11 protein-coding genes are annotated in these 13,511 nt (G+C 47.8%); 8 read left to right on the top strand and 3 right to left on the bottom strand.

What is annotated here, in order from left to right; all coding sequences use genetic code 11:
* Positions 1-34: 34 nt before the first annotated feature.
* The 3 genes from JQX58_RS00450 to purB form a co-directional block, all read right to left on the bottom strand.
* Complete coding sequence (locus JQX58_RS00450) at positions 35-451, bottom strand: GNAT family N-acetyltransferase (protein WP_204144868.1); 417 nt, start codon at positions 449-451, stop codon at positions 35-37.
* Positions 452-456: 5 nt separating this feature from the next.
* Positions 457-1,641 (bottom strand): cupin domain-containing protein, encoded by a 1,185-nt coding sequence (locus JQX58_RS00455; protein WP_204144869.1) that lies wholly within the window; start codon positions 1,639-1,641, stop codon positions 457-459.
* 74 nt (positions 1,642-1,715) lie between these two features.
* Entirely contained in the window at positions 1,716-3,089 is a 1,374-nt protein-coding gene (gene purB, locus JQX58_RS00460) for an adenylosuccinate lyase (RefSeq protein WP_204144870.1), read from the bottom strand.
* A 184-nt stretch (positions 3,090-3,273) separates the two neighbouring features.
* Between purB and JQX58_RS00465 the strand changes: the two genes are divergently transcribed.
* From JQX58_RS00465 to JQX58_RS00500, 8 genes are all read left to right on the top strand, one after another.
* Positions 3,274-4,875, top strand: a complete 1,602-nt coding sequence (locus tag JQX58_RS00465; RefSeq protein ID WP_204144871.1) for a methyl-accepting chemotaxis protein — start codon at positions 3,274-3,276, stop codon at positions 4,873-4,875.
* A gap of 206 nt (positions 4,876-5,081) precedes the next feature.
* Positions 5,082-6,059: a dipeptidase gene (locus JQX58_RS00470; protein ID WP_204144872.1), complete on the top strand. Its 978-nt coding sequence runs from the start codon at positions 5,082-5,084 to the stop codon at positions 6,057-6,059.
* 140 nt (positions 6,060-6,199) lie between these two features.
* On the top strand, positions 6,200-6,745 hold the full coding sequence (locus JQX58_RS00475; RefSeq protein WP_204144873.1) for a DUF5943 domain-containing protein: 546 nt from the start codon (positions 6,200-6,202) through the stop codon (positions 6,743-6,745).
* 54 nt (positions 6,746-6,799) lie between these two features.
* The gene (dgcA, locus tag JQX58_RS00480; protein ID WP_204144874.1) at positions 6,800-8,863 is read left to right on the top strand and encodes a dimethylglycine demethylation protein DgcA; all 2,064 of its coding nucleotides are present in this window, start codon (positions 6,800-6,802) and stop codon (positions 8,861-8,863) included.
* A gap of 88 nt (positions 8,864-8,951) precedes the next feature.
* Positions 8,952-10,865, top strand: coding sequence for a (Fe-S)-binding protein (locus JQX58_RS00485; protein WP_204144875.1), 1,914 nt, complete (start codon positions 8,952-8,954; stop codon positions 10,863-10,865).
* Positions 10,865-12,124: an electron transfer flavoprotein subunit alpha gene (etfA, locus tag JQX58_RS00490; protein WP_204144876.1), complete on the top strand. Its 1,260-nt coding sequence runs from the start codon at positions 10,865-10,867 to the stop codon at positions 12,122-12,124. The genes JQX58_RS00485 and etfA overlap by 1 nt, the downstream gene beginning before the upstream one ends.
* The gene (etfB, locus tag JQX58_RS00495) at positions 12,114-12,884 is read left to right on the top strand and encodes an electron transfer flavoprotein subunit beta (RefSeq protein ID WP_204144877.1); all 771 of its coding nucleotides are present in this window, start codon (positions 12,114-12,116) and stop codon (positions 12,882-12,884) included. Before etfA ends, etfB begins: the two co-directional genes overlap by 11 nt.
* A 114-nt stretch (positions 12,885-12,998) precedes the next feature.
* The gene (locus tag JQX58_RS00500; RefSeq protein WP_204144878.1) at positions 12,999-13,235 is read left to right on the top strand and encodes a hypothetical protein; all 237 of its coding nucleotides are present in this window, start codon (positions 12,999-13,001) and stop codon (positions 13,233-13,235) included.
* The last annotated feature ends 276 nt before the right edge of the window (positions 13,236-13,511 follow it).

Consider the following 13,511-nt stretch of genomic DNA (forward strand, 5'->3'; position numbering starts at 1 on the left):
GCTCCTATTTTTTTATCTTTAAATAGTCTTGCTTTTACACCTGGCGCGTCATTTTGACATGCGGTTTGCCGGCTTCCAGAAAGATGCGACCATCGGTTTCAAAACCGTGTGCATGGAAAAAAGCTTGCGCATCGACCATGGTATGTAAAAAGATTTCTTTTACCTGCATCTCACGAGCAACTTGTACCGCACGATTAAGCAGCATTTTGCCGTAGCCTTGATGGCGATAATTCGGCAATACCGCTAGATGACCGATTTGGCCGGCCATCGTTAAGCGACAAACGCCCATCGGCACGGCGGTGGTGCCAAAGGCCACAAAATGCGTGGCGTCCTCATCAAGCCCATCCCATTCGTCTGCCTCATCAAAGCCGTGTTCTATGACGAATACCTGTTTGCGCACAAAGGTAAGTTGCGCTTGGCTGCTGTGCCAGTCTGACGTGAGTACTTTCATGTACGTTATTCATCCTCAAAGGGCAGTGCCACAATCGCTTGGTGCTGCAATAGAAAACGCAGTGTCTCAGCGAGTTGCGGATGCTGGTTGATTTCAAGACCGCTAAAATCAAATTCTTCTTGATCACAAATGGCCTCGATAAACGGGATAAGCTCGGCGGCAATAGCCAGTGATTGACCGTTGCAGAACAGCAGACAGGTTGAGTGTTCGTTGTAATAGCTTAAACGAGCATCCCCAGGGCGAATGAAGGTGTCACCGCGAAGGGCTTGAGTGTACACATCGTCCAATTCTTTTTGATTAAGTTGTGCGGTGTACTCAGGGTACTTGCTCTCACTCATGGTCTCGCCTAACCATTGTGCCAGCAACGCTGGATCGTCGATTAGATCTAATAGCTTGTTGCGTAAATGATCGATATCGCTGACTTGAATCTGGGCATGGTGATCGCGTTCTAGCGGCTCAGGTGCGGCAAAGCGATTTTTTTCATCGACTTCTTCGCACAGCTTATCCGTCACGCCCTGTAATGCGGCTTGCACGGAAGGCGCACGAAAACCGACGGAAAAGGTCATGCACTCATTGTCGAGGGCGCGGCCATTGTGAGCAAAGTTGGGCGGCAAATATAAAATATCGCCCGCTTCAAGTTCGTAATCCTGTTTGGGGTCGACCTCAAAAATATCCAAAATATGCAGCTTGGTGCCTTCAAGGTTAGTGTCTTGGTACTGTTCAGGAGCTAACACCTGCCAGCGACGCTTGCCAGCCAGCTGAACTAAAAATACATCGTATTGATCATAGTGTGGGCCAACACTACCACCTTCGGTGGCGTAGCTCACCATGATGTCATCGACACGCCAGCTTGGTAAAAAGTTAAAACGTTCACGCAACGCTTGAACTGCTGGCACCCAATGATCGACTGCTTGTACTAATAGCGTCCATTCAGATTCTGGAAGTTGGGCAAAAGTGTCTTCTGTGAAAGGTCCTTGTTGAAGTTGCCAAGGTGTATCACCTTGCTCAATGACTAGGCGTGATTCCACTTCTTCTTCCATTGCTAAGCCGGCAAGCTCGTCAGCACTGATGGGTAGCTCGATGTCTTTTGCGCCACCACGGATCAGTAATGGCTTTTTCTGCCAGTACTCTTGGTAAAAGGTTTTTGCGCTGATGCCAGCTAAGATAGAAAGGGGCGTGTCGATATTCATGTTCGCTCTCGTCGTAAAAAAAAGAGCCGTAAACGGCTCTTTGAATGTAGCGGATTGTAGCGGCAATGCCTAGCTTAGTTGCGAATCGCTTTGGCTTGGGCTACAGCGTTACCAATGTAGTTTGAAGGTGTTAGGGCCTTCAGTTCTTCTTTGGCTTCGCGAGGAAGCTCTAGCTTCTCAACAAACGCTTGCATGATCTCTTGATTGATCGTTTGGCCACGAGTTAGCTCTTTTAGCTTCTCGTAAGGGGCTTCGATACCGTAGCGGCGCATCACAGTTTGGATTGGCTCTGCTAGTACTTCCCAAGAGTTGTTTAGGTCTTCGTTTAGACGTACAGCGTTGATTTCTAGTTTGCTGATGCCTTTAAGTGACGCTTGGTAAGCGATCAAGCTGTGTGCCATACCAACACCTAGGTTACGTAGAACCGTTGAGTCAGTTAGGTCACGCTGCCAGCGAGAGATTGGCAATTTAGCGCTTAAGTGGCCCATGATCGCATTGGCGATACCCAAGTTACCTTCTGAGTTTTCGAAGTCGATTGGGTTAACTTTGTGCGGCATAGTTGAAGAGCCGATTTCGCCTGCGATGGTCTTCTGCTTGAAGTAACCAAGAGAAATGTAGCCCCAAACGTCACGGTCGAAATCGATCAAGATAGTGTTGAAACGACAAATCGCATCGTATAGTTCAGCGATGTAATCGTGTGGCTCGATCTGAGTCGTGTATGGGTTGAATGTAAGGCCTAGAGACGTTACGAACTTTTCAGCATGTGCCTGCCAATCTACTTGTGGGTAGGCTGAAAGGTGGGCGTTGTAGTTACCAACTGCACCGTTGATTTTGCCTAGGAACTCGACGGCTTCTGCTTGTTTGATCTGACGACGTAGACGCGCTGCTACGTTGGCCATTTCTTTGCCGACCGTACTTGGCGAAGCGGTTTGGCCGTGTGTACGAGATAGAATAGATTGCTCAGCGTGCTCAAGTGCCAATTCTTCGATCGCAGCAAGCACTGCTTTCATTTCTGGCAAGATTGCTTCGTCTAGAGCTTCACGTAGCATCAATGCATGCGATAGGTTGTTGATGTCTTCTGATGTACAAGCAAAGTGTACAAATTCAGAGATTGCTGCCAGCTCAGCGTTATCAGCCATATGGCCTTTGATAAAGTACTCAACCGCTTTGACGTCGTGGTTGGTGGTTTTCTCGATATCTTTGATAGCTTGCGCATCGGCTTCTGAGAAATCCGCTGCCAATTTATCTAGGATGGCACTGGCTTCGCTAGATAGTGCAGGAACTTCAGTGATTTCTGGGTGCGCCGCTAGCGCTTGAAGCCAACGAACTTCAACAATCACGCGCATGCGTAGTAGACCGTACTCACTAACAGAGCGGCGTAGTGCGTCTGTTTTAGATCCGTAGCGACCGTCGATAGGAGAAATCGCGTTTAAGCTGGTTAATTGCATTGAGTTAACGCCTCGAACATGGTTTCAGGGAAAGGCGCATTATAAGCGAAAGCCCGCTTTTGCGCTACGTTAACCCTTTGTAATTAAAATCGGCAAAGTAGACAATTTGCTACATTTCTTTGATTAAGGACATCTAGGGCTTGTCATACTATGGGGGCTTATTACCCACAATTAAGGATAAACGATGACCATTAATCGCTTATACGGCTGTGTGATCGGGGCTGTTTTGTTAGTAATGTGCGCTCTGTATGCCATTACTGAGTATGGCCTGATCAATAATCAGGCCACTATTAAAAAAGAAGTACAACTGGCGAATGCGATGGGAGCAATGAAGGATGCTCGTTATTACACGGTACAGGTGCAGCAATTTTTAACCGATATGGGGGCGACCCGTGGTGACGATGCGTTACCAGAGGCGCAAGCGAGTTTGGCTGGCGCCAAGCAGAGTTTGGATGTGTTGCTCTCTTATATGCCAGATTATGCTACGCAAGTGGCGGCGTTGAAAAAGAGTCTTGATGCTCTGTATCAATCCGGTTTTGTCATGGCAGAGGCTTATATTGAGCAGGGTACGGACGCGGGTAATGCTCTGATGAAGGGGCCAGGCGGACTTGATGATGCATCGGTAAAACTGTCTACCGAGCTGGCTGCAGTCTCCGATGAAATTGAGCGGCGTCTCGAACAAAGCTCTAATAATGCAATCAATAACATCGCTGAAACCGAGCAAGTGGCTCTTATTAGCTCATTAGTGTCGGCTGTGGTGGTGATCGGTTTGCTGCTTGCTTTGCGTCAAAAAACCTTACCAGATATTCGTAAGCTGGAGCACTCTTTGCAGGATATTGCTCAAGGCGCACGCGATTTGACAGTACGCTTAAATGAGGCGGGTGATGATGAGTTGGCGGACGTTGCGAAAAGCTTCAACCGTTTTATTGCCAATCTGAATACCTTAGTGGGAACCGTTCAAGGGCAATCCCAAGAATTAGCGAGTGTTGGTGAGCAAATGCTAGCGGCTTCAGAGCGTACTCGCACAGGTATGGCGTCACTTCAAAATGAAACCTTGGGCATCGCGGGCGCGATTGAAGAGATGCAAGGTACTATCCGTTATGTTGCAGAGGGGGCTGATGGCACGGCGCAGGCCGCGAAAGAGTCGGATGAATACACCCGAACGGTAGCGGGTTTAGTTGATAACAGTGCGGCCTCAATTGGCAAGTTAGCGCAGGGAATCGATGAGGCAGCCCTTGCGTTACAAAGCTTAGAAAAACAAACCAGTGATGTCGGTAGTATTCTAGATGTCATTCGCGACATTGCAGATCAAACCAACCTACTAGCTCTTAATGCCGCGATTGAGGCTGCGCGAGCAGGCGAGCAGGGGCGTGGGTTTGCTGTTGTAGCAGATGAGGTTCGAACCTTGGCGCAGCGAACTCAAGAGTCAACCGAGCAAATTCAGGCGATGATCACTAAGTTGCAGGCTGGTGCACATGAGGCGGTTGTCGTGATGAACGGTAGCAAGCAGCAGGCAGAAGAGTCAGTGACCAAGTCCACTGAGGCGAATATGGCGTTGGCGAAAATTTCTGGCTCGATTAGCAGCATGTCTGCCAAGGCGGCAGAGATTGCGACAGCGATGGAGCAACAGGCCGCCAGTGCGCAGAGTATCGATACGCGCATTCGTTTGATTCGCGATGAGGCAGAGCAAACCAGTGCCAATGCGGTGCAATCAAATCAGGCCAGTGAAAGCGTACAGAAACAGGCGGCAGCTATCAGTAATCTGGTCTCTGCTTACCGAGTTTAAGGCTATAATTAGGGCTATATGAGAGTCATTTTCAAGTGGCTCCGCCCCCTAACATCATTTACCGATGTGTGTCGCATTTAGGGTCGGTTTTAGTACTGCCATGGTCGTTTACAGCCACTAATAGTTTTATGCATAGTCATAAACTGACCGCATCGGAAGGTGTTTCTTCCAAGTAATCCTATATTTGATATAAAGGAAAAAGAACGATGAATGCAGCAGAATTACATGATAAGGCTATTGTGATCGATGGCTTAATTTGTGCGAACTGGAACCGCGAATTATTTGAAGACATGGCTAAAGGTAAGCTGACTGCGGCGAACTGCACGATGTCGTTCTGGGAAAACTTTGAAGGCGCCGTCCAAAACATCGCTGACATGAACAAAATGATCGACGAAAACAGCGATCTATTGCTAAAAGTCCGCACAACTAAAGACATCCACCGCGCCAAAGCAGAAGGCAAGACGGGTGTTATGATGGGCTTCCAAAACGCCCACCCTTACGAAGATCAAATTGGTTACGTACAAATTCTTAAAGACCTAGGCGTGGGTATCACACAGATGTGTTACAACACGCAAAACCTAGTAGGTACAGGTTGTTACGAGCGTGATGGCGGCCTATCTGGTTTTGGTCGTGAAATCGTAGCTGAGATGAACCGTGTCGGTGTGCTATGTGACCTTTCTCACGTAGGTGCTAACACAGCGAAAGAAGTTATCGAAGAATCAAAAAAACCAGTTGCTTACTCTCACTGTCTGCCTTCTGGTCTTAAAGAGCACCCACGTAACCGCTCTGATGAAGAATTGAAATTCATTGCGGACAACGGCGGCTTCGTAGGCGTGACTATGTTCACACCTTTCCTACGTGCGGGTGTTAATGCAACGGTTGATGACTACGTTGAAGCGATTCAATACGTTTACAACATCGTAGGTGAAGATGCGATCGGTATCGGTACTGACTTTACTCAAGGTCACGGCGAAGATTTCTTCGAGTACCTTACACACGATAAAGGTTATGCTCGTCGCCTAACGCGCTTCGGTGAAATCATCAATCCGAAAGGCATCCGTACTGTCGGTGAATTCCCTAACTTGACTGAAGCGCTACTTCGTCATGGCTTCACTGAGCGTCAAGTACTTAAAATCATGGGTGAAAACTGGGTTAACCTACTTGCTGAGGTTTGGGGCGAGTAATTTTTTACAGTTTGCCAAAAAACGGCTTAAAAGCAGGAAAAGGGAGTCGATAAATGCAAAGTTTATCGACTCTAATTTTGTTCTAATAAGATTTAGAGAATGCACAGGCATTCCGCTTAATTAATTTTGAGGTGTAAGAAATGGGTTCACATGCTCCAGAAATGCCAATCCAAGTAGATGATGAAACAGGCGTATGGACAACGGATGCGTTGCCAATGCTTTACGTTCCACGTCACTTCTTCGTTAACAACCACATGGGTATCGAAGACGAGATCGGCGCAGAACGTTACGCAGAAATTCTTTACAAAGCAGGTTACAAGTCTGCTTACTTCTGGTGTGAACAAGAAGCAGCGTGTCACGGTATCTCTGGTGCAGATGTATGGCACCACTACCTAAAACGTCTGTCTCAACGCGGTTGGGGTTTCTTCATCACTGAAGAGCTAGACATCGAAAAAGGTACTGCTAAAGTACGTCTAGAAAATTCAGCGTTTGTTTACCATTACGAAAAAATTCACGGCAAAAAAGTAAACCGTAAGATCGATTACATGTTTACTGGTTGGTTTGCTGGTGCAATGGACCAAATCGCAGAAGCGCAAGGTCTGTCTGTTCGCACTAAAGCAGAGCAAACGCAGTGTGCAGCCGAAGAAGGTTGCGATGTGGGTTACTTCGAAGTAACACCGCTTTAATTATTATTATTAATTGTCAGTCTATCGTTAAAAAAAAGAAGGCGGGGTTCCACTATGTCCCAGTTTGATGTGCTGTTTCAGCCACTGAATATCAATAAACTAACCATTCGTAACCGTATTGTCAGTACGGCTCACGCAGAGGTTTACGCAACCGACGGTGGTATGACTACCGATCGCTATGTTAAGTACTACGAAGAGAAAGCGAAAGGCGGTTGTGGTTTGTGTATCTGTGGTGGATCAAGTGTTGTATCCATCGACAGTCCACAAAGCTGGTGGAGCTCTGTCAATCTTTCGACAGATCGCATCATCCCTCACTTCCAAAATCTTGCTGACGCAGTGCACAAGCACGGCGGCAAGATCATGATCCAAATCTCACACATGGGTCGTCGTTCTCGTTGGGACGGTGAAAACTGGCCTAACCTAATGTCGCCATCTGGTATCCGTGAGCCGGTTCACCGTGCGACATGTAAAACGATTGAAGTAGAAGAAATTTGGCGTGTTATCGGCGACTTCGTGCAAGCAGCTCGTCGTGCCAAAGAAGGTGGTCTTGACGGTGTGGAACTGTCAGCGGTACACCAGCACATGATCGACCAATTCTGGTCGCCACGTGTAAACAAACGTACTGACGAATGGGGTGGTACTTTCGAGGGTCGTATGAAGTTCGGTCTAGAAGTAGCGAAAGCCGTTCGTGAAGAAGTAGGTCCAGACTTCGTTGTGGGTATGCGTATCACGGGTGACGAGTTCCACCCAGACGGTCTAAACCACGACGACATGAAACAAATTGCTAAGTACTACGACGAAACTGGTCTAATCGACTACTTCGGTGTAGTAGGCTCTGGTTGTGACACGCACAACACACTAGCAAACGTAATTCCAAACATGAGCTACCCACCTGAGCCATTCCTACACTTGGCAGCAGGCATCAAAGAAGTAGTAAGTGTTCCTGTCATTCACGCTCAGAACATCAAAGATCCTAACCAAGCGAAACGTATCGTTGAAGCGGGTTACGTTGACTTTGTTGGTATGACGCGTGCACACATCGCTGACCCACACTTGATCGCGAAAATCAAAAACGACCAAGTTGACCAAATTCGTCAGTGTGTTGGTGCTAACTACTGTATCGACCGTCAGTACCAAGGTCTTGACGTTCTTTGTATCCAAAACGCAGCAACTTCTCGTGAGTACATGGGGCTTCCTCACATCATCGAGAAAACTGAAGGACCTATCCGCAGCGTAGTAGTTGTTGGTGGTGGCCCTGGTGGTATGGAAGCGGCACGTGTTGCAGCAGAGCGTGGTCACAAAGTAACACTACTTGAGCGTAATGAAGAGCTTGGTGGTCAGATCACAATCGCAGCGAAAGCGCCACAGCGTGACCAAATCGCGGGTATCACTCGTTGGTTGGTAATGGAACTTGACCGTCTAGGCGTTGAAGTTCGTACAGGTGTAACAGCTGATGCACAAATGATCCGTGATCTGAAACCTGATGTGTGTGTTATGGCCACTGGTGGTCGTCCATACATGGATCAAAACCCAGCATGGGGCGCTGAAGAAGGCCTTGTAGTATCAAGCTGGGATATCCTAAATGGTAAAGTTGAGCCAGGTAAGAACGTTCTTATCTACGATACAATCTGTGAATTCTCTGGTCTGTCAGCAGCTGACTACCTATCTTCTAAAGGTTCATTGGTTGAGATCGTGACAGATGACATCAAACCAGGTGTTGGTATCGGTGGTACAACATTCCCGACTTACTACCGTTCTCTATACGAGAAAGAAGTAGTCATGACATCTGACTTCCTACTAGAGAAAGTTTACCGTGAAGGTGACAACCTAGTAGCCGTACTAGAAAACGAGTACACAGGTCAGCATGAAGAGCGTGTTGTAGACCAAGTAGTCATTGAAAACGGCATTCGTCCAAACGAAGAGCTTTACTACGAACTGAAAGAAGAGTCTCGTAACAAAGGTCAACTTGATGTTGAAGCAATGTTCGACATCAAACCACAGCCAATTCTTTCTGAAAGTGGCGATGGCATGATCTTGTGGCGTCTAGGTGACTGTGTATCTCAACGTAATACACACGCTGCGATGTACGATGCTCTACGTCTATGTAAAGACCTATAATCGTTTAGCCATTCAAAACTAAACCAACAAACCGAACCCAAGAGGCGGCAATGCGGCCGCCTCTTTAATGCTATATGAGGGTTGAAAGATGGTTATCGACTGGTTACCTTCTGTTCTTATTGTTGTCTTGCTTGCACTGGGTGTGATTGGTGCGCTGCGCCGTGTCAGCCTATGGCGTGCGGGTCAACCTGAAAAAGTCAATTTGATCGCTGGCTTGCTAGCGATGCCTGGCCGTTACCTTAAAGATTTGCACCATGTGGTAGAACGCGACAAATACATGTCACGTACACACGTTGCGACGGGTGGCGGTTTTGTTTTATCTATGGTGCTGGTACTGGTTGTACACGTATTCGATGTCAATGAGCAGATCGTTGCTTGGGCATTGTTGGGTGCGCTACTAATCATGCTGACCGGTGCATTCTTCGTCTTCAAGCGTCGTCTAAACCCACCTGCGCGCCTTTCTAAAGGCCCATGGATGCGTTTACCTAAGACGCTGATGATTTACGCACTTACGTTCATCGTACTAACGCTTCCAGCTGCAGGTATCCTGCCTGAGGGTGCTGGTGGTGTCGTATTGACCGCGGTATTGAGTGTGGGTGTGGTGATCGGCCTTGGCGAACTATTGTTCGGCATGGGGTGGGGCGGCCCAATGAAGCACGCGTTCGCGGGTGCTTTGCACTTAGCATTCCACCGTCGCCCTGAGCGTTTTGGTGGCGGTCGCTCAACGGGTCTTAAGCCTGTAAACCTTGAGGGTGATGTTCTTGGTGTTGCTAAACCAAGTGACTTCAAATGGAATCAGCTGTTGGGTTTTGATGCCTGTGTACAGTGTGGTAAGTGTCAGGCGATGTGTCCTGCGTTTGCTGCTGGCCAGCCGCTAAACCCGAAAAAACTTATCCAAGATATGGTGGTAGGTCTTGCTGGCGGTACTGATGCCAATTACGCGGGTAGTCCTTACCCAGGTAAGGAAGTAGGTAACGCTAAAGGTGGTCCAGATGAGATCATCACAGCAGGTCTTGTGAGCCAAGAAACACTTTGGTCTTGTACGACTTGTCGTGCTTGTGTGGAAGAGTGTCCAATGATGATCGAGCACGTTGATGCGATCGTGGACATGCGTCGTTTCCTAACCATGGAAAAAGGCGAAACACCAAACAAAGGTTCTGAGGTTCTAGAAAACATCATTGCGACAGATAACCCAAATGGTTACGCGCCAAGTAGCCGTACTAACTGGGCAGCTGACCAAAATCTAGCCGTAATGAAAGAGAAGCAAGAAGCAGACGTATTGTTCTGGGTATCTGATGGTGCCTTTGATATGCGTAGCCAACGTATCTTGCGTGCGTTCGTAAAACTGATGAAGCATGCCAACGTTGATGTGGCGATTCTAGGTGATGAAGAGCGTGACAGTGGTGACGTTGCACGTCGTCTAGGTGACGATGCGACCTTCCAGAGCTTAGCTAAACGCAACTTGGCCACACTTGGTCAATACAAGTTCAAGAAGATTGTTACGACCGATCCACACGCTTATCACTGTCTACGTAATGAATACGGCGATTTTGATACAGACGGTGCATTGGCGGGTGTTGAAGTATTGCACCATACTACGTTCTTAAACCAGTTGGTTCAGTCTGGTGCCTTGAAGCTTGATGCATTCAAAGGTGGCAAAGTGACTTACCATGATCCATGTTACTTGGGTCGTTACAATGGTGAGTACGAAGCACCACGTGAGTTGTTGCGCTCGTTAGGCATCGAAGTGGCTGAAATGGAGCGTTCTGGTTTCCGTTCACGTTGTTGTGGCGGTGGCGGTGGTGCCCCGATCACGGATATTCCAGGTGAACGTCGTATCGCTGATATGCGTATGGAAGATGCTTCTGAAACCGGTGCTGAATTAGTCGCAGTAGGTTGTCAGCAATGTACAGCCATGCTTGAAGGTGTAGTTGAGCCTCGACCAGAGGTGAAAGACATCTCCGAGATCCTAGTTGATCAATTAGTCGAGGAGGTTCACTAATGAGTGACATCATTCGTCGTGACCCGCGTGCAGAATGGATTATGCGTAACCGTCTGCACCCACTACATGATCAATATGTAAGCCAAGAAGAGGGCGGCGAAGTTCGCGGTCCATCTGGTTTGATCCGTAAATTCCCACACAAAGTTGGTTTTATCGGACCAAACGGCATCAAGCGTATTGACCGTCTTAAAGGTAACTCTTCTGCTCCTCAGGGCCGCCGTTCATCGGCTGCCCAAGAGGTTCAGTTACCGCTACATACTGTTGCGAACCCTGATTACTACATCATGGTTGCGGCAGATATGGTCGGTGGCCGTCTAACGAGCCACGATAAAGATATTTTGGGTCTAGCTCATAAACTTATTGCTGAAGAAGGCGGTAACGGCGCGGTCGTTGCGGTGTGCTTTGGCGAAGTCAAAGAAGAGCACTTTGATACTGCTGGCGCTGACCGCGTCTTGCACATTGAAGGTGAAGAGTTTGAAGGTTATGCACCTGAAGCTCGTATGCAAGCGCTGGCTCAGGTAGAAAGCCAATACACAGTTAAGCATTGGTTGTTCCCTGACAGTATCCATGGCGGTTGTGATTTGGCTTCGCGCCTAGCAGCACGTCTAGGTGAACGTCCGGCGACTCAAGCTTGGCAAGTTAACGCTGAGCAAGCGGTTAGCCGTGGTGCCTCTGCAAGCCTAGATATCACCCGTAAGACACCGAAGATTCTAATGTTGTTAGAAGAGTGTGCGGATGCGATTGACGAAACTCGTCATGAAGCGACACCTCTGACTCTAGAGACCTTCTCTGTCGCTGCGCCAACCATTACTGATCAAGGTCTAATGGATGTGGATCCAAATGCTATCCCATTGGGTGAAGCAGAGTTTATTTTGTCTGCCGGTAACGGTATCCATAACTGGGATCAATTCCACGAAGCAGCCAAAGTGTTGGGTGCAACGGAAGGTGCCAGCCGTGTGGCGGTCGATGATGGCTTCATGCCACGTTTCCGTCAGGTGGGTGCAACCGGTACTTGGGTTACCGCTCGCGTTTACGTAGCAGTCGGTATCTCTGGTGCGATCCAGCACATGCAAGGTATTGGTCAAGTTGACAAAGTTGTCGCGATCAACACCGATGCGGGTTGTGACATGGTGAAACGCGCTGCGCTAAGCGTTATCGGTGACAGTGAGGAAATCCTTGCCGAACTGATGAAGCTAGTAGCTGAGCACAAGCAAACCAGTCTAAGTGATCAAGCGGAGGAGAATAGCAATGCCGCATAAGGTTGTTTCATTAATCTCTGTTGGTCGCCACCCTCAATCAGGTCGCTCACGTCGCGCCGAGCAAGACAGCCGTGCTGTCGAGCTAGGTCTTAAACTAGCGGGCACGGATCTTGACGTGGTCCATGCTGGTAACACTGAAGAACCAACCTTGCGTCAATACGCAGGTATGGGTTTGCCAAGTGTGACTGTACTTGAGCAAGACGAAAAAGCGGACGCTGTTGAGTCGTTGCAGTCTTACTTGCAGTCTGAAAAAGTAGATATCGTTTTGACGGGTGTACGCGCTGAAAGCGGCGAGTCTTCAGGCATGACACCATATTTGCTAGCAGAAAGTTTAGGTTGGCCAATGGTGTCGCGCGTTGCGGATATCGTTGAAGTAAAAGATGGTGAAGCGCAGGTTTTACTTGCTCTTCCTCGTGGTCAGCGTCGCCAAGTAACCGTTAAACTACCTTTCATTGCATCGATCGATAATGCAGCACAAGCCGCTCGTCAAAGTGCGTTTGGTCCTGGTCTGCGTGCTAAGATGGAAGCGCAACAAGGTTCAGAAAGTGTTGATGAGATCCGTCTTAATTGGGAAGAAGTGCCTGCAAAAGCACGCCCTAAACGCTTGAAGGTTGTTAAAGCTAAAACCGCTGCAGACCGTTTCAAGGCGGCAACTGCGAAACCGCAAGGTGGATCTGGTAAGGTAATGAAAAACGAAAGTGTCGAAGAAAAAGCGAAAGCAATTTTCGACTTGTTAGTGGAAGAGAAAGTTATCCGCTAATTTGTGACATAGTCGGTTTTTTTAAAGGGCCTTAGTGTTAAGCTAAGGCCCTTTATTCGTTTTGTGTTCTCTGTTTTACTATTGCCTTCAGAAAGGTGATCGAGGTCTCAAGTTATGATGATTGTAGAGCTAATCGACGAAGTAGATTTCAAAGATAAGCTATTGGGTATTGGCGCACCGATCGAGCCAAACGATACCCTTGAGGAAGTGACTACTAAAGTGGATGCTTGGTTGGTGCAAAGCCCTGAGCAACTGGCAGCGGTGAAAGAAGCGTGCACCGAATTAGAAGCCTCGGGCGCGACGATTTTGCCAGAAGTATTGGATGTTATTCAGGCGCTTCAGGCGCGCTAGCTATATTTTTCCAGTATCTTTTTCTTATATCAGTAAAAAGCATGTCTTCAATGTGAGGATATGCTTTTATTTTATAGGTTCATTGTTTAACCTATTGTTTTAGTTATATATTTTTTATTTTCTTGCCATATTTAGCCGTGCCCAACGATTGTGCTTCGTGCTTCATTACGTTGCACTGGAAGGAATATCTTCACAGCTGTCAATTATTTGCTTATGCTTAAATTTAATATTTGTCGTAATTGGTTGATATGAGTTGCTTATCTGTCGTTATTGGAT

This window comes from Marinomonas ostreistagni, assembly GCF_016888445.1.
Classification (GTDB): domain Bacteria; phylum Pseudomonadota; class Gammaproteobacteria; order Pseudomonadales; family Marinomonadaceae; genus Marinomonas; species Marinomonas ostreistagni.

Excerpts from the sequence above, each read along its gene's own strand:
- JQX58_RS00450 (WP_204144868.1), bottom strand. The coding sequence starts at position 451 with ATGAAAGTACTCACGTCAGACTGGCACAGCAGCCAAGCGCAACTTACC.
- JQX58_RS00455 (WP_204144869.1), bottom strand. The coding sequence starts at position 1,641 with ATGAATATCGACACGCCCCTTTCTATCTTAGCTGGCATCAGCGCAAAA.
- purB (WP_204144870.1), bottom strand. The coding sequence starts at position 3,089 with ATGCAATTAACCAGCTTAAACGCGATTTCTCCTATCGACGGTCGCTAC.
- JQX58_RS00465 (WP_204144871.1), top strand. The coding sequence starts at position 3,274 with ATGACCATTAATCGCTTATACGGCTGTGTGATCGGGGCTGTTTTGTTA.
- JQX58_RS00470 (WP_204144872.1), top strand. The coding sequence starts at position 5,082 with ATGAATGCAGCAGAATTACATGATAAGGCTATTGTGATCGATGGCTTA.
- JQX58_RS00475 (WP_204144873.1), top strand. The coding sequence starts at position 6,200 with ATGGGTTCACATGCTCCAGAAATGCCAATCCAAGTAGATGATGAAACA.
- dgcA (WP_204144874.1), top strand. The coding sequence starts at position 6,800 with ATGTCCCAGTTTGATGTGCTGTTTCAGCCACTGAATATCAATAAACTA.
- JQX58_RS00485 (WP_204144875.1), top strand. The coding sequence starts at position 8,952 with ATGGTTATCGACTGGTTACCTTCTGTTCTTATTGTTGTCTTGCTTGCA.
- etfA (WP_204144876.1), top strand. The coding sequence starts at position 10,865 with ATGAGTGACATCATTCGTCGTGACCCGCGTGCAGAATGGATTATGCGT.
- etfB (WP_204144877.1), top strand. The coding sequence starts at position 12,114 with ATGCCGCATAAGGTTGTTTCATTAATCTCTGTTGGTCGCCACCCTCAA.
- JQX58_RS00500 (WP_204144878.1), top strand. The coding sequence starts at position 12,999 with ATGATGATTGTAGAGCTAATCGACGAAGTAGATTTCAAAGATAAGCTA.